Source organism: Gemmatimonadota bacterium (genome assembly GCA_041390125.1).
In the GTDB taxonomy this organism is placed as follows: domain Bacteria; phylum Gemmatimonadota; class Gemmatimonadetes; order Longimicrobiales; family Gaopeijiaceae; genus JAGQIF01.
Genome location: JAWKQN010000029.1, coordinates 1 through 18,565, shown reverse-complemented (window position 1 = coordinate 18,565; position 18,565 = coordinate 1). Strand labels below are relative to the sequence as shown.

Annotated in this window: 20 protein-coding genes and 1 other RNA gene; 1 reads left to right on the top strand and 20 read right to left on the bottom strand. The window is 72.0% G+C overall.

Annotation, left to right across the window (positions count from 1 at the left end; genetic code table 11):
* Window positions 1-6: 6 nt before the first annotated feature.
* From R3E98_21040 to ychF, 20 genes are all read right to left on the bottom strand, one after another.
* Window positions 7-606 carry a nucleotide exchange factor GrpE gene (locus R3E98_21040; GenBank protein ID MEZ4425894.1) on the bottom strand — a complete coding sequence of 200 codons (600 nt, stop codon included), beginning with the start codon at window positions 604-606 and terminating at the stop codon, window positions 7-9.
* Between the two features lie 67 nt (window positions 607-673).
* The gene (locus R3E98_21035) at window positions 674-1,528 is read right to left on the bottom strand and encodes an alpha/beta hydrolase (protein MEZ4425893.1); all 855 of its coding nucleotides are present in this window, start codon (window positions 1,526-1,528) and stop codon (window positions 674-676) included.
* Window positions 1,525-2,805 (bottom strand): CinA family nicotinamide mononucleotide deamidase-related protein, encoded by a 1,281-nt coding sequence (locus R3E98_21030; GenBank protein ID MEZ4425892.1) that lies wholly within the window; start codon window positions 2,803-2,805, stop codon window positions 1,525-1,527. Before R3E98_21030 ends, R3E98_21035 begins: the two co-directional genes overlap by 4 nt.
* Before the next feature lie 4 nt (window positions 2,806-2,809).
* On the bottom strand, window positions 2,810-3,460 hold the full coding sequence (pgsA, locus tag R3E98_21025) for a CDP-diacylglycerol--glycerol-3-phosphate 3-phosphatidyltransferase (GenBank protein MEZ4425891.1): 651 nt from the start codon (window positions 3,458-3,460) through the stop codon (window positions 2,810-2,812).
* Between the two features lie 3 nt (window positions 3,461-3,463).
* Entirely contained in the window at window positions 3,464-4,042 is a 579-nt protein-coding gene (locus R3E98_21020) for an ADP-ribosylation factor-like protein (protein MEZ4425890.1), read from the bottom strand.
* Between the two features lie 10 nt (window positions 4,043-4,052).
* The gene (locus R3E98_21015; protein MEZ4425889.1) at window positions 4,053-4,556 is read right to left on the bottom strand and encodes a roadblock/LC7 domain-containing protein; all 504 of its coding nucleotides are present in this window, start codon (window positions 4,554-4,556) and stop codon (window positions 4,053-4,055) included.
* On the bottom strand, window positions 4,553-4,858 hold the full coding sequence (locus R3E98_21010) for a hypothetical protein (GenBank protein ID MEZ4425888.1): 306 nt from the start codon (window positions 4,856-4,858) through the stop codon (window positions 4,553-4,555). The genes R3E98_21015 and R3E98_21010 overlap by 4 nt, the downstream gene beginning before the upstream one ends.
* Window positions 4,859-4,886: 28 nt before the next feature.
* Window positions 4,887-5,483 (bottom strand): recombination mediator RecR, encoded by a 597-nt coding sequence (gene recR, locus R3E98_21005; protein ID MEZ4425887.1) that lies wholly within the window; start codon window positions 5,481-5,483, stop codon window positions 4,887-4,889.
* Between the two features lie 10 nt (window positions 5,484-5,493).
* The gene (locus R3E98_21000; GenBank protein MEZ4425886.1) at window positions 5,494-5,817 is read right to left on the bottom strand and encodes a YbaB/EbfC family nucleoid-associated protein; all 324 of its coding nucleotides are present in this window, start codon (window positions 5,815-5,817) and stop codon (window positions 5,494-5,496) included.
* A 52-nt stretch (window positions 5,818-5,869) separates the two neighbouring features.
* Window positions 5,870-7,618: a DNA polymerase III subunit gamma/tau gene (gene dnaX, locus R3E98_20995; protein MEZ4425885.1), complete on the bottom strand. Its 1,749-nt coding sequence runs from the start codon at window positions 7,616-7,618 to the stop codon at window positions 5,870-5,872.
* Between the two features lie 21 nt (window positions 7,619-7,639).
* Window positions 7,640-7,735, bottom strand: an RNA gene (ffs, locus tag R3E98_20990) — signal recognition particle sRNA small type.
* 57 nt (window positions 7,736-7,792) lie between these two features.
* The gene (locus R3E98_20985; GenBank protein ID MEZ4425884.1) at window positions 7,793-8,149 is read right to left on the bottom strand and encodes a YraN family protein; all 357 of its coding nucleotides are present in this window, start codon (window positions 8,147-8,149) and stop codon (window positions 7,793-7,795) included.
* Between the two features lie 82 nt (window positions 8,150-8,231).
* Complete coding sequence (locus tag R3E98_20980; GenBank protein ID MEZ4425883.1) at window positions 8,232-9,002, bottom strand: ribonuclease Z; 771 nt, start codon at window positions 9,000-9,002, stop codon at window positions 8,232-8,234.
* Window positions 9,003-9,024: 22 nt separating this feature from the next.
* The gene (smc, locus tag R3E98_20975; GenBank protein MEZ4425882.1) at window positions 9,025-12,537 is read right to left on the bottom strand and encodes a chromosome segregation protein SMC; all 3,513 of its coding nucleotides are present in this window, start codon (window positions 12,535-12,537) and stop codon (window positions 9,025-9,027) included.
* A complete protein-coding gene (locus tag R3E98_20970; protein MEZ4425881.1) occupies window positions 12,534-14,183 on the bottom strand; it encodes a hypothetical protein in 1,650 nt (549 codons plus the stop codon). The genes smc and R3E98_20970 overlap by 4 nt, the downstream gene beginning before the upstream one ends.
* A gap of 74 nt (window positions 14,184-14,257) precedes the next feature.
* Window positions 14,258-14,668, bottom strand: coding sequence for a ribosome silencing factor (gene rsfS, locus R3E98_20965; protein ID MEZ4425880.1), 411 nt, complete (start codon window positions 14,666-14,668; stop codon window positions 14,258-14,260).
* A 3-nt stretch (window positions 14,669-14,671) separates the two neighbouring features.
* Window positions 14,672-15,124 (bottom strand): 50S ribosomal protein L9, encoded by a 453-nt coding sequence (gene rplI / locus R3E98_20960; GenBank protein MEZ4425879.1) that lies wholly within the window; start codon window positions 15,122-15,124, stop codon window positions 14,672-14,674.
* Window positions 15,125-15,149: 25 nt separating this feature from the next.
* Window positions 15,150-16,082, bottom strand: coding sequence for a DUF2232 domain-containing protein (locus tag R3E98_20955; GenBank protein MEZ4425878.1), 933 nt, complete (start codon window positions 16,080-16,082; stop codon window positions 15,150-15,152).
* 14 nt (window positions 16,083-16,096) lie between these two features.
* Complete coding sequence (gene rpsR / locus R3E98_20950; protein ID MEZ4425877.1) at window positions 16,097-16,753, bottom strand: 30S ribosomal protein S18; 657 nt, start codon at window positions 16,751-16,753, stop codon at window positions 16,097-16,099.
* 85 nt (window positions 16,754-16,838) lie between these two features.
* Entirely contained in the window at window positions 16,839-17,936 is a 1,098-nt protein-coding gene (gene ychF / locus R3E98_20945) for a redox-regulated ATPase YchF (GenBank protein ID MEZ4425876.1), read from the bottom strand.
* 207 nt (window positions 17,937-18,143) lie between these two features.
* Between ychF and R3E98_20940 the strand changes: the two genes are divergently transcribed.
* A partial coding sequence (locus R3E98_20940; protein ID MEZ4425875.1) for a class II aldolase/adducin family protein occupies window positions 18,144-18,565 on the top strand: 422 nt, incomplete at its 3' end.

Sequence of the window (18,565 nt, the reverse complement as noted above, 5' to 3'; positions counted from 1 at the left end):
CCTCATTCAGTCGTGCTTGAGCACGCTCACGCGCGCGGGACGCACGAGGTGGCCCTTCAGGCGATACCCCTTCTGGAACACATCCTGGACGATGTCGTCCTGGGCCTCGTCGTCGGCCGCCACGCGCATGACCGCCTCCATGAGCGAGGGGTCGAACGCCTCTCCGGTCGGCTCCAGCACCTCCACGCCGGCCGCCGCGAGCGCCTGCTTCACCTTGCGCTCCACCAGATCCACGCCTTCGATCAGCGCCTCCACCGTGGTGGTCGACGCTTCCCAGGTGCCGACCCGCTGCAGGTCGTCCAGCGCGTCGACGAGCTTCCCGAGGAAGTCCGCCTGGGCGCGGCCCCAGGCGCCGTTCAGATCCTGCTCCGTGCGCCGCCGGTAGTTCTCGAACTCGGCCGCGAGCCGCAGGTGGCGGTCGGTGAGGCGGGATTGCTCCGCGCGCAGGGCCGCGATCTCGTCCGCGACCGCGCCCGGGTCGGTCGGCGCATCCCCGCCGGTGGGGGCGTCGGTGCCGTCGTCGGTCGGCGCAGCGGGCTCCGCCGTCGTCTCACCCTCGGGCGCGGCGTGGTCGACCATCGTCTCGTCCGCTCGTTCCTCGCTCATGGACTTCCGTGCAATGGGAGTGTCGGGTCGGGGAAGCGGGGACCATACCCCCCGGGTCCCGCGCGGTTCAGCCGTGCGCCCGCGGGACGTGCGCGTCCAGCCAGCGGCCGATGGAGCGGGCCACCTCGTCGCGCTCCACCTCGTTCAGGGGCTCGTGGCGCAGACCGGGCAACCCGAGCCGCTCCACGCCCCCGCCGCGCCGGGCCTCCGCGAACGCGGTCGTCACCGAGGCGTCCACGAGCGGATCGGCCTCCGGCACGACCACGAGCACCGGCACCCCCGCCGGGCCCCCGTCGGCGCGCACCTCGGCCTGCACGCGCTCGACCTCGAAGAACAGACGAGCGCTGAGGCGCGTGTGATTCAGCGGATCCTCGCGATGGGCGCGGATCATCGCCGGATCGCGCGTGAGCGCCTCGGGGCGGGTGCCGGTCGGGACGCCGAGGGACGGCCACACCCGGTCCAGCAGCCCGGCCGCCTGCCGCTTGAGGGCAGGCACGGGCGCGGCGGTGGCCAGCCAGGGTGCGCTGACCACCGCCGCGTCGACGCCCCCGGCATCGCGCTGCAGCGAACGCAGGACGATCAGTCCTCCGAGGGAGTGCCCGAACAATACGGAGGGGAGGTCCGGCTCCCGGACGCGGTCCGCCGCCTCGAGGCGGGCCCGGCCCAGGTCCTCCTCCAGGTCCTCGAACCGATCCGCGTGCCCGCGCGGGCCCTCCGATCTCCCATGGCCCCGCAGGTCCCATGCGAAGACGGCGTAGCCCCGCCCGGCCAGGCCGCCCGCGAAGACCTCGTAGCGGCCCGCGTGCTCGCCCCATCCGTGGACGAGCAGCACGGTGGCCCGGGGCGCGTCCGGATGCCACAGACGCCACCGCAGCACCGTGCCACCGGCGCCCTCGAAGATGCCGGTGCGGGTCCGGATCACCCGTCCGCCTCGACCGGTCCATCGCCCAGCAGGCGATGCAGAAGGCCCAGTGCCGCCTCGGACGCCCGCTCGCGGATGCCGTCCCGGTCCCCCAGGAATCGCCGGTGGTGGGCATGCACGGCTCCATCCAGCGCCACCGCGTACCACACCGTGCCCACCGGCTTGTCGTCCGTCCCGCCGTCCGGCCCGGCGATGCCGGTCACGCCGATGCCGGCCCGCGTCCCGAACACCCGACAGGCGCCGGTGGCCAACCCCTCGGCCACCTCGCGGGAGACCGCCCCCACGCGGCCGATCAGGCCGGGATCGATTCCCAGCAGGCCGCTCTTGGCCTCGTTGGCGTAGGCCACGACGCCACCGACGAACGTGCGGGAGGAGCCGGGCATGACCGTCAGCCGATGCGCGATGCGCCCTCCGGTGCAGCTCTCCGCCACGGACAGGGTGCGGTGGGTGGCCGCCAGGCGGGCATGGACGGCCTCGGCCACGTCGCCGTGGGGGCTGTCGAAGCGATGAGGGGCCAGGACCGGCGCCAGGCGCACCTCGAGCCGGTCCAACCAGGCGGTGGCCTCCGGCGCGGGCAGCCCGGTGACCGTCAGGCGGACGTCCACCGAGCCGAGGTGGGGGAGGAACGCCACGCCCACGGGGCCGGTTCCCTCCGGGAAGGTCTCGGCGATGCGCGCGGAGAGCACGGATTCCGCGATGCCCGTCGTGTGGAACATCCGATGGAACGGCGGATCGAGCCGCGTCTGGAACCGCGCGGCCAGCGCCGGGGCCACCGAGGCCGTGAAGATCGCCTTGAGCTCGTGGGGTGGACCCGGGAGACAGACGACCGGACGCGGCGCCTCGAACCACAGCCCGGGCGCCGACCCGACAGGGTTCGGGAACGTGCGCCCGTGCCCCGCCGCGGGCTCGAGGGCCTGACGCGCATTGTCGGGGGGGAGATCTCCGAGGCCGTGCGCGCGGAAGCGCTCGACGAGCCCGGACAGGAGGGCCGCAGACTCCACCAGGCCGATCCCGAGCGTGGCCGCGACCGTCTCCCGGGTCAGGTCGTCCGGGGTGGGACCCAGACCGCCGGTCACCACCACGACGTCCACCGACTCCAACAACCAGAGCAGGGCGCGGCGGATCTCCTCGTCGCGGTCTCCGACCACGGCGCGGGCGCGCACGGGCAGCCCCAGGTCGGCGAGGCGGGCGCTGAGCCAGGCGCCGTTGGTGTCCACCGTGGCTCCGAAGAGGAGCTCGTCTCCCACGGTGAGGATGCCGGCCCGCGCCCCGGTCACCGCGCTACCCCCCTGCGCTCCCCGACAGCAGGCGACGATACCCCCACAGGTAGTCGACCATCGAATACACCGTCAGGATCAGTGCGGCCGCGAGCATGAGACCGATCCAGGCGCCGTGGAAGACCTGCCAGCCCTGCCAGAACGAACCGCCCCAGCCGCGCCGCTGCGCCATGCCCAGGAGGGGATACCAGAGCAGGGCCCCGCCCAGGAACAGGTTCTGGATGAAGGCCTTGTACTTCCCCGACCTGCCGGCCGGGATGACCTCACCGCGGCGGGCCGCCCAGCTGCGGAAGACGGTGATGGCCAGCTCACGCCCGAAGATGACCGCGAGCACCCACAGGGGCAGCGCACCCCACCACGGCAGCTCCGAAGCGGGGCCGCGATGCGAGATGAGATAGACGGGAATGAAGGTCGCCACGAGCAACAGCTTGTCCGCAACGGGGTCGAGCAGCTTGCCCATGTTGGTGATCAGTCCGTGCTTGCGGGCCAGGTAGCCGTCCCACAGATCCGAGGCGCTGGCGGCCAGGAAGAGCACGAAGGCGAGCAACCGCTCCGTCACACCGGGGGCGAGCGCAAGCCAATAGATGACCGGACAGGTCGCGATGCGCACTACCGTGATCAGGTTGGGAAGATTCCACCGATCGCCGGCGGCCATGGCTCAGCTCAACGACTTGACGACCAGCTTGCTCACCGCCTGGAGGGTCTCGAAGACGCCGTGGCCCTGTACCGCCACCGCTTCGAAGTCCGGCACTCCGGTCGGGTTGAGCTGAGCGCGCATGTCCTCCACCGAGAGGGCGGTGGGCAGATCACGCTTGTTGTACTGGATCACGAAGGGAAGCTTGCCCATCTCGTACCCGTACGATTCGATGTTCTCGTACAGGTTGTGCATGGCCTCGATGTTGGCCTCGGCCCGGTTCTCCTGCGAGTCCGCCACGAAGACCAATCCATCCACGCCCTTCAGGATGAGCTTGCGGCTGGCGTTGTAGTAGACCTGCCCCGGCACCGTGTACAGGTGGAAGCGGGTCTTGAACCCCCGGATCTCCCCGAGGTCGATGGGGAGGAAGTCGAAGAAGAGCGTACGATCCGTCTCCGTCGCGAGCGAGATCATCTTGCCCTTGGTATCGGGATTGATCTTCTCGTAGACGTATTCGAGGTTCGTCGTCTTCCCGCCGAGCCCGGTACCGTAGTACACGATCTTGCAGTTGATCTCGCGGCTCGCGTAGTTGATCATCGACATCGGAGGGACCCTATGCTCCTTCTCTGAACACGCGCTCGATCTCGTTCTCCACGGCCTGGACCCACTCCGAGCCCACCCCGGCCGCTCCCGCCCCGACGCTCTTTCCCAGGAACTCCGCAATCGGATCCGTGAGCTGGCGTGCCAGCTCGAGGCCGCCCGGTCCCACCTCCTCGAAGAGCCGCGTCCCTTCGTAGACGAGGGCGAGGACCGCGCTCGACCCCACACCCGCGAGATAGATGGAGGCCTCATGCCCTTGATGGAGCAGCGTCCTAAACTCGGGCTCCCCGACGAGCGTGGCAAGCTGGACGTTGGCCTCGAAGTGGGCCGCGCAGACGGAGGCGAACGCCGTGGGATCGAGCCGCCCCGGATTCCCCGCCGCGGTGATCACGCGGCCGGCGGTGTCGATGACGAGCGCCAGCTCCGCGCCGTCGCGCTCGAGGTGGGTGCGCAGCAGCGCCCGGGCATCGTGGACCGGGGTCGTCTGCTCGTCGGAGGGGCGGGGGGCCTCGCTCAAGCGTCCCCCGCGGCTCCCTGGGCGCTGACGTCGCGCTCCATCCGGCGGATGATGCCGTGCGCTCGCCTGCGGAGCGCGTGGATGGGCTCTCGAGCCGCGTAGTCGCGCAGCACGTTGAGATCGTCGATCGACGCCTCCCGCTGGGCGAAATGCCCCAGCGCGGCGAGGCGTTGGAAGCGGCGCGGGCTGAACAACCGCTGCTGGTGCCGGGTCACCTGGTCCCGGACGAGCAACGCTGCCGCGGCTCCCGCCGCGCCGGCCGCCATCATCGCGATCAGTACCGCACGCCACCGTCTCGACATCCTCTCGAATCGCCTCCTGGTCCCGTCCCTAGTCCATCTCGCGCCGGCCCGAGAACGCCTGGGCCAGCGTGGTGCCGTCCACATACTCCAGGTCGCTGCCCATCGGGATCCCCCGGGCCAACCGGGTCACCCGTCCGACCAGCGGCCGTAGCTGGGACTCGAGGAGCACCGCGGTCGCCTCGCCCTCCATGCTGGCGTTCGTGGCCACGATGACCTCCTCCCTGCCCTCTCCTTCGTCCCGGATCCGCCGGAGCAGACCCGCGAGGTTGAGCTCGTCGGGCCCGACGCCGTCCAGCGGCGACAGACGCCCTCCCAGCACATGATAGCGCCCTCGGAAGAGCCCCGTCCGCTCGACCGCCGCGACGTCGAAGGCCTCCTCCACTACGCACAACGTGCCGCCCTCCCGGCGGGGATTGCTGCACACGTCGCAGAGCTCGCCCTCGCTGAAGTTGCCGCAGCGGCCACACGGCCGGATACGCGCCGCCAGCTCGGCCAGGGCGCGCGCCAGATCCTGGGAGCGCTCCGGACCGCCTTTCAGCAAGTGGTAGACCAGCCTAAGCGCGGTCTTCTGGCCGATTCCGGGGAGCCGGGCGAACTCCTTGGTGGCCCGGTCGATGGCCGACATCCGGGCTCCCCTACAGGAGGCCCGGGAACCCTCCGGGGAGCGGCAGGCCCCCGGTCAGCTGGCGCATCCGTTCCTCCTGGCTGCGCTGGGCCTTGTGCTGGGCTTCGGAGACGGCCGCCGTGATCAGGTCCTCGAGCATCTCCACGTCCGAGGGGTCGACCACCTTGGCGTCCAGACGGATGCCCTTGAGCCGTCCACGGCCATCCACCTTGGCCGTCACCATCCCGCCACCGGCGGAGGCTTCCACTTCGAGGGAATCCAGCGAGGACTCGAGCTCGGCCATCTTGGCCTGGAGCTCACGGCCCATCTCGACGAGCTGTTGCAGGTTGTCCATGGTCCTCGGGAGGGAAAGCGCGGAGGCCGAACCGGACCCCGCTTGGCAAATGCTATTCCAGGAGCTCGAGGTCGAGTTCTTCTACCGCCTCCTTCAGGCGCGGTTCCCGGGCGAGCAGGTCCTCCATCCGCGTCTTGAGCACCGTCTCCTGGGTGATCCGCTCCGGTGCGCGCGTGCCCGCCTCCGCCCCTTCCACCTGGAGCTGGACGGGTGCGCCGCGGTGTCCGGCCAGCGCGTCCCCCAGGGTCTGACGGACCCGCGGGTCCTGCAGGCGCTCGAAGCCCGGGCCGGGCGGCATCCGCAGCACCACGGTGGGTCCAGCGCCCTCTTCCACCTGCGCCGTGCGCAGGAAGGGACCGAGCCCGGGGGGGACACCCGCACCGGACGCCAGGAGCGCCGCCCAGGCCCCGGCCAGCCCCCCGGTGGCCACCGCGGGAGCGGGCCGGGGGCGGGGCGGCGGCGCCGTCGGCTCCGTACGAGCCGCGCCTTCCGGAGCCGGAGCCGGCCGGGAGGCCGGCGCGGCCTGGCCCGGCCCCGAACGGGCGGCCCCGCTGTCCCGGGCCACCGTGTCCCGTCCGCCGCCCGTCCGCGCGGGCCGCCCCGAACGGGGTGCGGGAGGGGACGCCGCGTCCGCGCCGGACGGGCCGGGCATCCCGCCGGCCAGCCCGAGCAGGGCCTCGAGCTGGACCGTGCGGTCCAGATAGCTGAAGCGCAGCAGGAGCATCTCGATGAGCACCCGCGGGTTCGGCGAGCGCCGCAGGCTGCCGGAGGTCTCCAGGTCGGCGGCGAGCGACAGCATCCGTACCAGGTCTCCGACGGCGAAGCCGGCCGCCGCCTCCCGGAACGGGCCGTGCAGGTGTTCGGGCAGGGACGGATCCGGCGCTTCGGGATCGAGCGCCGAGCGCAACAGCAGGCGCAGCGTGTCCATCAACCCGTGATAGAACTCGACGAGGTCGTAGCCGTCGTCGACGAGCGACTCCACCAGGCGGAAGACGTCGGCGTGGCGACGCTCGGCCAGAATGGCGAAGAGCTCCAGGTAGCGCTCCTCCTCCACGAGCCCCAGCACGCGTCGGACCGCGTCGAGATCCACCGTGTCCCCGGCGAGCGCCAGCACCTGGTCCAGGACCGAGAGCGCGTCACGCATGCCTCCGTCCGCCTTGCGCGCGAGCGCGTGCAGGGCGTCCGCGCTGGCCGTGGCTCCTTCGGAGTCCAGCACGTGCTCGAGCCGGCGCTCGATCTCCCCCGCCCCCACGCGGCGCAGGTCGAAGCGCTGGCAGCGCGAGAGGATCGGGGCCGCGCTCTGCTGGATCTTCTGCGGTTCGGTGGTGGCGAAGACGAAGATGACGCGCGGAGGTGGCTCCTCGAGGATCTTGAGGAGGGCGTTCCAGGCCTCACGCGTGAGCATGTGCGCTTCGTCGACGATGTAGACCTTGAAGCGACGGTCCTCGGACGGGGCGTACATGGCGCGCTCGCGCAGGCTGCGGGCGTCGTCCACGCCACGATTGGAGGCGGCGTCGATCTCCACCACGTCCAGCGAGGTATTCCCGCTCCAGATCCGCGTGCAGCTCTCGCAGACCCCGCACGGCTCACCCTGGGAGGTGCGGTCGGGGCAGTTCAGTGCCATGGCCAGCACGCGCGCCAGCGTGGTCTTGCCGACACCGCGAGGCCCACAGAACAGGTAGGCATGGCCCACCCGGTCGGTGGCGACGGACTTGCGTAGCGTCTCGGAGACGTGCTCCTGGGCCGCTACGTCCGCAAAGGTCTTCGGCCGGTACTTTCGTGCGAGAGCGGTATGCGACACCGGGCGCGCGGGAGAGGGAGAGTGCCCCAGGCGATCCCAGCGACGGTCACCACACGTACCGCTGCTACCTGCCGGTCCTGACGGGATTCCGAGAGCTCCCGCCCTGGGGACCTGGGGCACGTCGAAGCTAGACCCGGGTCCCGGGGGGGTCAAGGCGAAGGCGGGACGCACGCGTCAGCGCCACGCGTCCTCATAGACGTCGATCCGGACGCGGCCCGAAGGCGGTACGACGATGGAGACGACGTCGAAGCGCAACGTCGCGCCCGGCTGGGGATGGTCCTGCAACCACGCGCGCGCGACGCGGCGGATGCGTCCCCGCTTGCGCGCGTTCACAGCCACGGCGGGCACGCCGAAGCGGTCCGACGAGCGCGTCTTCACCTCGACGAACGCGACCACCTCCGCACGGCGGGCGACGAGGTCGATCTCCTCCCGCCCGGCGCGCACATTGGCGGCGAGAACGGTCCAGCCCTCCCCTTCCAGGTGGCGCCGCGCGAGGGTCTCTCCGTGGGACCCCAACCGTACCGGTTCCATGCGGGACGCTCGCCCCCCGACCCGGGCGCGGGGAGGGCAGGACGGGCCGCGCGACCCACGGAGGCGCCGGGGGGCGCCCCGCTCACGCGTCGTCCGAGCTCCAGGTCAGGCCGTCCGTGGCGCAGTCCGCGGGCCCCTCGTACCCGGCCTCCCGCAGGCGCGCCAGCGCCACGCCGGGAGCCAGCGCGGGGTCGAGATGGGTGAGCCACAGGAGCCCGGGCCGCGCGGGGCCCCACAGCGCGGCCACCTCCGTCGGCGTCAGGTGGCCCGGGCGGGGGGACTCCTCACGCGTCCCGCACTCGGAGATCCCCACGCGCACCCCGGCAAGGAAGGTGGACAGCGACGGGTCGTAGCCGGTGTCCCCGGTGTACCCGACGTCGCCCTCCGCCGTCTCCAGCCGGAGGGCCAGGGAGGGGTCGGCGTGGGGTGTGTCGACGCATCCGAACCGGAGCCACGAGCGGTCGGGGTCCGTCCAGGCGACGCCGGGTCGCAGCTCATGCAGTCGCAGCGGCTGACCCGGTGCGCGCATGGCCTCCCCGTGCAGAGCCGCCAGGTGTTCCCACCACTGCACCACCCCCGGCGGCCCCAATACGTGCAGCGGTGGTCGCTCCGCCCGTTCGCGCCCGTGCGCGAGCGCCCAGCACAGCGCACCCACGTCCCCCACGTGATCGACGTGGAAGTGGGTGAGCGCCACATGCGTCAGCCTGTCCCACCCTCGGCCGGCGAGCGCGCGCACGGCGCCCGCACCACAGTCGAGCAGCACGCGGGCGTCGTCCGCCTCCACGAGATGGGCGGCCGAGCCCCGCGCGCTGTCCGGCAGGAGCGTCCCCGAGCCCAGGACCGTGACGCGCACCCGAATGGCCGGAGCGCGGGCGTCAGGCCGCGCCGCTCACCTGCAGCGCTTCCTCGAGGCGTACGCCCACGATGGTCGAGACGCCCGGCTCCTCCATCGTGACGCCGTAGATCCAGTCGGCGGCCTCGATGGTGCGCGGATTGTGGGTGATGACCACGAACTGGGTCTCGTTCTTGAAGTCGTGCAGCAGCCGGATGAACCGGACGATGTTCGACTCGTCCAGAGGTGCGTCCACCTCGTCGAGGACACAGAACGGGCTGGGCTTGACCAGGTAGATGCCGAAGAGCAGCGAAAGCGCCGTCAGCGCCCGCTCCCCGCCGGAGAGCAGGTCGATGCGCTGGGTCTTCTTGCCCCGTGGTGAGGCGTGGATCTCGATCGCCGACTCCAGCGGGTCCTCGGGATCCGCGAGCCACAGGTCCGCCTCTCCTCCCTGGAAGAGCCGCTGGAACGTGTCCTGGAAGTTCTGGCGGATGGTCTGGAAGGTCCCGTTGAACAGCTCGGTCGCCGTCTGGTTGATCTGCTTGATCGCCGTGCGCAGGTCGTCGCGCGCCGTCAGCAGATCCGCCCGCTGCTCCTCCAGGAACGTGAGACGCTGGCTCTCTTCGGCATGCTCCTCGACGGCCAGCATGTTGACCGGCCCGATGCGGGCCACCTGTTCGGCGAGATCCCGGAGCTCGTCCTCCAGCATCCCGACGTCGCCCTCCACGGGCTCGGCCTCGGCTTCGAGCGCCTCGAAGCTGCGTCCCCACTCCGCCTCCAGGCGGTCGTGCACCCGCTCGATGCGCGCGGCCACGTCGTGGGCCTCCAGCTCCAGGCGGTGCCGGCGCTCGGTGGCCTCGCGCTCGACCGCGCGCGCGCGCCGCGCGCGCGTCTCCGCATCGGAGACGCCCGCCACGATCTCGCTCAGGGCCTCGTCCCGCGTCCGCAGGTGCTCGGTGGCCACGTCCCGCTCGCCGAACAGGCGTGCCAAGGCCTCCTCCCCCTCCTGTCGCAGCGCACCGACGCGCTCGAGCTCCGTACGGAGCGAGGCGTCCTCGGTGGCGAGGCCCTCGCCGCGCTGGCGCAGCGTGTCGCGCTGCTCTTCGATGCGCTGCCGTCGGTCGCGCAGGCGCTCCAGCTCGCTCTCCACCCGCGTGAACTGCACCGTGTGCCGGGCCTCGTCGGCGCGCGCCTGCTCCCATTCCTCGGTGACGGCGTCGACGCGCTGCCGGGCCTGCTCGCGTTCCCGCCCGAGCCGCTCCTCTTCGTCCAGGAGATGCTCCCGCTCCGCGCGGGCGGTGCGGGCGCGCTCGTGGGCGCGCACCTGTGCGGCGCGCGTGCCCTCCAGGTGGCGGAGCAGCTCCTCGTGGTGCCGGTCGAGCCGGGTCCGGTGCTCGGCCGAGGCCGCCACGTCGTTCTCGGCGCGGTGCAGCTCGCTGTCGGCCTGTTGCGCCGACGCGCGCGCCCCTTCGACGGCGGACTCGGCGGCGGACACCGCGGCCTCCGCATCGGAACGGCGCCGTCCCGCGTCCGCCACATCCGCCGCCAGGGCCTGCGCACGTTCGTGCAACTCACGCAGCTCCTCGCGCCGGGTGAGCGATCCGCCCCCGCCGAGCGGGCGGCCCACGCGCAGGATGCCGAGCGCATCGCGTACGACCCCCCCTGCGGTCACGCGCGCCCGTCCACCGTGCTCGCCCAGGTCCTCCACCAGGTCCACGTCCGCCAGGAGGGCGCGGGCCCAGGCCGCGCCGGGTCCCTCCACCTGCACCTGCCCGAGCAGCGTGCCCGCCGGTCCGGCGTCGGAGGGGACGGCGTCGAGCGGCATCAGGAAGAGCCCGCCCCCGCCTTCCCATTCCGTCCGGAACCAGGTCTCGAGTGCCGCGGCCTCCTCCGTGTCCCGCACCAGCACACCTTGCGCGAGCGGGCCCAGGAAGGCCTCCACGGCCTCGACCGCCGCGCGGGGACCGCGGATCGCGTCGCCCAGCACGCCGAGGACACCCTCCCGGTCGAGCGCCAGCAGCGCCCGGACCACCGGCTCCATGCCCTCCTGGGCGCGCTCGAGCTGCTCCAGCGCCTCGATGCGCGCGCCGAGCGCCGACGTGGCCTCCAACGCCCGGACCTCCTCCGCCCGCCGCTGCTCCAGCGCCGAGCGTGCGTCGGCCAGTCCGGCCAGTGCGGCCTGCACGGCTGCCCTGGTCGTGCGCACGCGGTCGCGGAGATCGTCGATCCGCCCCGCGAAGAGGTCTCCTTGCGACTGGATCTCGGAGACGGCGGCCGCGGTGCCCTCCAGCTCCTCCGCGAGACGGGAGATGCGGCTGGCGAGATCGCCCGCCTGCGTCTCCGCAGCCGCCGCGTCGCCGTCCAGACGCGCCGCCTGGTGCACGATCTCGCGCTCGCGGGTGGACAGGCGCTCGAGGGCCTCGCGTGCGTCGACCAGGCGGCGCCGGACGTCATCGGCCGCGGCGCGCGCGCGCTCCACGGCTTCCCGGGCCCGCTCGACCTCCTCGGTGCGATCCTGCTCGGAGGCCGTGACCTGCTCGTGCTCCCCCGCCAGGCCGGTCTGCTGCTCGTCCACCTCTTCGCGCTCGCGCGCGATCTGCTCCAGACGCCGTTCCGCGTAGGTCTGGCGTTCGGTGGCCACGGCCAGGTCGCGCTCCCAGCGCACCAGCTCCGAGCGCACGGCCTCCAACGCCGCCGCCGCCGCCTGCCGATCGCGCTCGGCCTCCACCTGGGCGATGCGCAGCGACTCCAGCTGTGCCTCCGCCGTGCGGACCTCGGCCACCATGCCCGGGCCCACCTCGGTGTCGCTCGTGAGCGCGCCCTGGAGTTCGGACAGACGCGCCGCCAGGGCGTCGAGGCGCTGACGCGTGACGGTCACCTCCACCGACAGCTGCCGCGAGCGCAGCTCGAGGTAGCGCTGGGCCTTGCCCTTCTGGCGGGCCAGCGAGCGGACCTTGGTCTGCACCTCGGCGATGACGTCCTCGAGACGCTGCAGGTCGATCTCGGCGCTCTCCAGGCGGCGGGTGGCCACCTTGCGCCGGTCCTTGTACTTCCCGATCCCGGACGCCTCCTCGAAGAGCGAGCGACGCTCGTCGGCGCGATCGGAGAGGATCGCGTCGACCATGCGGCCCTCGATCATGGAATAGGCGTTCGCACCCAGTCCGGTGTCGCGACACAGGTCGACGACGTCGCGCAGCCGACACGCGGAGCGGTTGATCGAATACTCGCTCCCGCCATCCCGGTAGACGGTGCGCCCGATCTCCACCTCCTGGAACGGCACCGGGAGGGCCCCATCCTCGTTGCTCACCATCATCGAGACCGAGCCGCGGTTCACGGGCCGTCGACGGATGGAGCCCTGGAAGATGGCCTCTTCCATCTTGCCTCCGCGGATGGCGCTGGCGCGTTGCTCGCCGAGCACCCAGCGGATCGCATCGCTGATGTTGGACTTCCCGCAGCCGTTCGGGCCCACGATGGCCGTCATGCCGTCGTGGAACTGCACCTCCGTCGAGTCCGCGAAGGACTTGAACCCCTGGAGGCGGAGCGTACGCAGCTTCATGAATGCACCGTCGTCGTGGCGTAGGTGAACGCGGCTCCCACGGAGCCCTCAGGGGCGGAGGAGTCCTCCCCGCCCGATCCTCCGAACCAGCCCCTCCACAGCGCGAACAGGAGCACCAGGACGAGCAACAGCAGCAGCGCGCGCAGCACGGGGGTCCTGCGGGGGGGCGGGGGGGCCGCGCGGGGTGCCGGCCGCGGGCGGACGGGTGGCTCGTCCGGGGGCGGCGGCAGGGCCGGCGCGGGCGGATCGTCCCGGCCGTCGGTGCCGGCCTTGCGCAGCTCCCCCACGGTGGGTCCGATCAGCCCCTCGATGGGGGGCACGGCCGGGGTGTCCTCGCGCGGGGTCAGGTCCACGCGCTCCATCTCGTATTCCCCTGCCCATCCCGGCGGACCCACGAGCGGCGACTCGCGCTCTTCGATCGTGCGATCGAGGTCGTCCTCCGGGAGCGCCACCGGTCGGTCGCCGGTCGCGGACTCGCGGAACTCCTCGCGGAGCGAGAAGACGTCGCCCAGGTCGGTCCAGGCGGGATCGGACGGGGCGTCCGACTCGGGCGCGGGCTCCGTGGCGGGCTCGGGGAAGTCGGGGAGCTCGGCCCCACCCTCCTCCCAGTTGACGGTGGGCTCGACCGGCGCGGGCTCGGGCCACCAGCTCGCGGGGCGGTCGGTGGCTTCGACCACACCATCCACGAGACGGTCCAGCTCGTCCCCTTCGCCGAGGTCCAGGTCCACGTCGGGGTGAGGCCCTTCCTCCGCGGCCTCCGCGGTCTCGCCCATCGGCGCGAGCTCCGCGGCCTCCCGTCCCGCCGCTTCGTCGGCCTCCGGCCGCCGCTCCCGGGACGGCTCCTCGAGGTCGGGCTCGTCCAGGTCCACGTGGAGGCCGTCGAGGTCGGTCCGGGGCGCCTCGAACCCGTCCGACCGGGGGGTGACCTCGGCGTCCGGGGCCTGCCCGGCGTCGGGTGTCTCCCCGGGATCGGTCGCCTGCCGCGGAGGGCGCACGGGCTCGATCGGCTCCAGGTCGAACCCGGGCTCCAGCTCCCGGACGCGGGCCTCGTCGGCCTGCGGCCCCAGGACCGCGACCACCTTGGCCGCGGCGGCCGTCAGCCCGGTGGGGTCCGGTTCATCCTGCCGGCGCAGCACCACGACCTGATCCGCCCGCCGCAGCACGGCGTCGACGCCTTCCTGGTCGGAGGTCACCAGACAGAGGGCGGCTCCACCGGGCGCGCGCAGCGCGTCCCACAGGCGCGCCCAGGCCTCGTCCTCCAGCACGCCCCATCCGGGGCCGACCGGCGTGCCGGCCGACACCACCTCGATGCCTTGATCATCCTCGCGGAGGATGCGGTCCAGCGACGCGCCGAAGAGCACGGCGTCGGTGACGCCTTCCGTGCAGGCACGTCCGGGAGCCGGACCGGCCAGGACGCCACGGTCCAGCGAGGCGTCCACCACGCGGATGGGTCCGGGCAGCATACCCGCCCAGGCACGGGCGACCTCCAGGACCGTGCTCGCCGCCCAGTCGGGCAGCGTGTCGCCCCCCGCACACACGAATGCGACCCGGGCCCCGTGGGGGCCCAGTGCGGCGACAGGGATCTCGAGTCGGGACGCGGCCGACCCCGGGGAGACGGGGCGCCAGTCGGGAAACGCGCGGATCATGAACGACGAACCGGAGGCGAGACGCGATCAGGCCGAAGGTAACGGCCGCCGGCAACGCCGACCACCGCGCCGCGTCACACGGGCCCCGCGCCCGTCGGTGGCGGCTCGGGGCCGTCCTCGAAGTGACGGACTGCCGCGTCGCCCCAGAGCGTCTCGAGCTGGTAGAAGTCGCGGGCCCCGCGCTGGAAGACGTGGACGACGACGTCGATGTAGTCGAGCAGAACCCACTGCGCCGACTGCAGGCCTTCGACGTGTCCGGGGCGGACGTCTTCCTTCTTCAGCGCATCGACGACATGCTCGGCGATCGCGCGCACGTGCACATCCGATCCGCCGCTGGCGAGGACGAAGAAGTCCGTCGCGGACGAGATGCCCCGCAGGTCGAGGGCGACGACGTGCTCCGCCTTGCGCTCCAGCGCGCACTCCGCGATCCGGACGGCGAGGGCCTCCGCCGCGGAGCCGGAGCCATCTCCCTTCGCGGACGCCAACCGCTAGGCCTCGGCGTCGATGCGCACTTCCACGGGCACGTGCACATCCGCGTGCAGCCGGACGGAGACCGTGAAGGTGCCGACCTGCTTGAGCGGCTCGTCCAGCTCGATCTTGCGACGATCCACCTCGAAGTCGAGGCCACCGCCGTTCAGGCGCTCGGCGATGTCGCTGCTGGTGATGGAGCCGAACAGCTTGCCCTCCTCGCCCGCCTTGGCCGTGAACGCGAGGCTCTTGCCCTCGAGCTGCGACGCGCGCCGCCTGGCCTCGAGGTAGTCGCGCCGGCTGCGCTCTTCGGCCTGCGCCCGCTCGGCCTCGATGCGGCGCAGGTTGGCGTCCGTCGCACGGTACGCGAGACCGCGCGGAAGCAGGAAGTTGCGGGCGTAGCCGGGCTTGACGGACACGACCTCACCGGCTTCTCCGAGGTGCTCGACCGTCTCCTTCAGAATGATCTTCATCGTGGTCCACCGTTTCCTGGAGTCTTCAACCGTTCAGCACCGCGCGGGCACGCCCGCGGATGTCCAACCACGTGTCACTCAACCCCACCATGAACGTCCCCCCCACCAGCACCTGAGGCAACAGGGCCAGGCCCACGAGGGCCAGAGCCACCCCGGCCCAGGAGACGCCGCCGGTGAGGAACACCACCACCGCGGCGCCGCGCGCCACATAGAGCGCCGCCATGAACACGAGCGTGCTGGCACCGGCGCGCGACCAGCCCTCCGACGCCCCCAACAGCACCAGCGCGAAGCCCGCCACCACGATCCACACCCACTGGTCGCTGAAGCGGAAGTCCCGCAGCGGCCCGAGCGCACGGTCGCTGCCCTGCGCCACCCGCACGTACACCCACCAGGCCACGGCCAGCGCGCAGAGCGAGGACACCAGCAGGATGCCCGGATAGACCGACACCTGCCACTCGATCATGCGCGAAAGCGCGCCCAGCAGCGTGGGGGTGGCCGTACGCTCCCCCGCCAGCAGGCGGACACCCTCCAGCGCGGTGGCGCCCACCTGCCGGATGCGGCTCCCCACCAACCAGTCGACCACCTGCCAGTCGGGCGGCCCCCACTGGAACAGCAGCGCCACGATGGCGACGGCGGCGACCAGTGCCCCGAGCGCCCGGCTGATGAAGGGCGCCGCCGGGCGGTACAGCGTGACCGCCACGAACGAAAGCCCCAGCACCAGCCCCCAGCCCCGCACCACGAACCACAGGCCGTCCCCGGGACCGGAGAAGACCAGCAGGGCCGCCGCGATGGCCACGAACAGCGCAGGCCCCGTACGGGGACGCGGCAGCAGCGCGAGCTGGACCAGCAGGGCCAGGGCGACGAGCGGCGTGCCGGGGACGACCGAGATGCCCCACAGGATCAGCAGGAGCACGGCCGGTCGCACCCAGCGCCGGGCCCGCTCCGCGGCCGGCGTCACGACGTCAGGTCCCGTCAGGCCTCGTGATCCCGTACGTACGGGATCAGGGCCAGGTAGCGCGCCCGCTTGATGGCGCGTCCCAGCGTGCGCTGGAAGGCGGCCGTCACCTTGGTGGTGCGCTTGGGCAGGATCTTGCCCTGCTCCGTCATGAACTTCGACAGCGTCCCGACGTCCTTGTAGTTCAGCAGCTCGATGGCGGGCCCTTCGATCCGCCGACGGCGGCCACGGCCGCCGGAGAACTCGACCGGTCCGCGGCGGCCCTCGTCGTCGTCGTCCTCGTCGGGCGCGCCCTCGTCGCCGTCGTCATCGTCGTCATCCTCCTCCTCCCGCCGGGTGGCCGACTCGGGCCGTTCCGCCAGGATGGACATGCCGTTCGTGGGCTCGCCCTCGTTCACCACGATGAGGTGGCGGATCAGCTCGCCGTCCAGTCCGATGACGCGCTCGAACTCGGTGAGGTCCTCGGGAGCCATGCGGACGTGGGCCACGACGTACTGGCCGCTCTTGTGAGGCCCCACGGGGTAGGCCAGCTGGCGGGCCCCCCAGGGATCCACGGCGATGACCTCGGCCCCGGACGTCCGGGTGGCGATGCCGTGGTAGCGCTCCAGCTTCTGGGTGACGCCCTCCTCGGAGACGGAGGGGTCGAAGATGTAGACGATCTCGTACAGGCGCATCCGAACACTCCCACGGACCGCAGGTTCATACGGGCTCCCCCTTCGGATCGGGGAAGCGGGACACCAAGCCCTTAAAGGTGGCGGATCAGACGTTGAAGCGGAAGAGCATGATGTCCCCGTCCTGGACGAGGTACTCCTTGCCCTCGGAGCGGATGCGCCCCTCCTCCCGGGCCTTCTTCATCGAGCCGATCCCCACGAACTCGTCGTAGTGGATCGTCTCGGCCCGGATGAAGCCACGCTCGAAGTCCGAGTGGATCTGCCCGGCCGCCTCGGGGGCCTTGGCCCCCCGCCGTACGGTCCAGGCACGCGACTCCTGCTCGCCCGACGTGAAGAAGGTGAGCAGGTCCAGAAGCGCGTAGGCCTCCCGCACGAGCCGGTCCAGGCCGCGCTCCTCGATCCCCAGGCCCTCCAGGAACTCGGCCCGGTCGGCCGGATCCAGGTCCGCCAGCTCCGACTCCACCCGGCTGCTGACCGGGACGGTCCGCTCCAGCCCGTCGCTGCCCAGGGCGGCCTCCACGGCCTCCGTCCAGCGGTTCCGTCCCTGCGGCAGGTCTCCCTCGGCCACATTGAGGACGTACAGGACCGGCTTGGCGGTCAACAGCTGGAGCTGCTTCAGGAGGGTCCGCTCCTCGGGCTCGACCTCCACCAGGCGCGCGGGCCGTCCGTCCGCCAGCACCGCATGGACCCGCTCGACCAGGGCCAGCTCGCGCTGGGCCTCCTTCTCGCCGGAGCGCGCCTTCTTGGTCAGCCGCTCGCGGCGACGCTCGATGCTCTCCAGGTCCGCCAGGACCAGCTCGGTCTCGACGATGTCCCGGTCCCGCACCGGGTCCACGCTCCCGGCCACGTGGGTGACGTTGGGGTCCTCGAAGCAACGCAGCACGTGCGCGATGGCATCGACCTCCCGGATATGGGAGAGGAAGCGGTTGCCGAGCCCTTCTCCCTGGGAGGCCCCGGCCACCAGCCCGGCGATGTCGACGAAATGGATGAAGGTGGGGACCTTGCGCTTCGACCCGACGAGCTCGTGCAGATGGTCGAGCCGGGGATCGGGCACCTCGACGGTGCCGACGTTGGGGTCCACCGTGCAGAACGGGAAGTTCTCCGACGGGACGCCCGCGGCCGTCAAGGCATTGAACAGGGAGGACTTGCCCACGTTGGGCAGACCCACGATTCCGACTCTCAGCATGACCCGGTCCGGAGCCAAAAAAAAGGCGCGCCCCTCCGGAGCGCGACCTGACTAAGACCCGAAATTGTAAAGTGTTAGGTTCAGGGGGTCAACGAACCCACGACCAGCGGGTTGCATTCGATCCCGCTTCGCGAGAGGTTTTTCGCGCTCCCCGAGCGGCGCGCGACCGCCGAAGGGGCGGTCGGGGGCCCTCCTTCCACGATGGACATGGACTACTCGTTCGCCGGGCTTCACCAAGACGACCGCTTCCGCTGGTTCGCGGACGGCCTCCGGACCGTCATGGACCGGCACGGGCACACCTGGGTCGACGACCCGGATGCGGCCAAGCTGGTCGTCAACTTCTTCCGGGGCGCCGAGCCCCGTCCCTTCCGGCGGCGCGCCCAGGCGGTCTTCCTGGCCGGCGTCGCCGACGTGGACGGTCCGTTCGACAGCCACCTGGTCCACGGCTACCCGCTGCTGATCCGCTCGCTGTCCAACCTGTTCATCGCGCTGGTGGACGGAGAGGCCCAGGACCCCGACATCCACTTCGTCACGCCGGAGCAGGGGCACTACGTGGTGGCGGGCAACTGTGACCGGCCGCAGTATTTCGAGCAGGTCTACCGTCGGATCGAGCCACTGGCGTCCAGCCG

Excerpts from the sequence above, each read along its gene's own strand:
- R3E98_21040 (MEZ4425894.1), bottom strand. The coding sequence starts at position 606 with ATGAGCGAGGAACGAGCGGACGAGACGATGGTCGACCACGCCGCGCCC.
- pgsA (MEZ4425891.1), bottom strand. The coding sequence starts at position 3,460 with ATGGCCGCCGGCGATCGGTGGAATCTTCCCAACCTGATCACGGTAGTG.
- R3E98_21020 (MEZ4425890.1), bottom strand. The coding sequence starts at position 4,042 with ATGTCGATGATCAACTACGCGAGCCGCGAGATCAACTGCAAGATCGTG.
- R3E98_21010 (MEZ4425888.1), bottom strand. The coding sequence starts at position 4,858 with ATGTCGAGACGGTGGCGTGCGGTACTGATCGCGATGATGGCGGCCGGC.
- recR (MEZ4425887.1), bottom strand. The coding sequence starts at position 5,483 with ATGTCGGCCATCGACCGGGCCACCAAGGAGTTCGCCCGGCTCCCCGGA.
- R3E98_21000 (MEZ4425886.1), bottom strand. The coding sequence starts at position 5,817 with ATGGACAACCTGCAACAGCTCGTCGAGATGGGCCGTGAGCTCCAGGCC.
- R3E98_20985 (MEZ4425884.1), bottom strand. The coding sequence starts at position 8,149 with ATGGAACCGGTACGGTTGGGGTCCCACGGAGAGACCCTCGCGCGGCGC.
- smc (MEZ4425882.1), bottom strand. The coding sequence starts at position 12,537 with ATGAAGCTGCGTACGCTCCGCCTCCAGGGGTTCAAGTCCTTCGCGGAC.
- R3E98_20970 (MEZ4425881.1), bottom strand. The coding sequence starts at position 14,183 with ATGATCCGCGCGTTTCCCGACTGGCGCCCCGTCTCCCCGGGGTCGGCC.
- rplI (MEZ4425879.1), bottom strand. The coding sequence starts at position 15,124 with ATGAAGATCATTCTGAAGGAGACGGTCGAGCACCTCGGAGAAGCCGGT.
- rpsR (MEZ4425877.1), bottom strand. The coding sequence starts at position 16,753 with ATGCGCCTGTACGAGATCGTCTACATCTTCGACCCCTCCGTCTCCGAG.
- ychF (MEZ4425876.1), bottom strand. The coding sequence starts at position 17,936 with ATGCTGAGAGTCGGAATCGTGGGTCTGCCCAACGTGGGCAAGTCCTCC.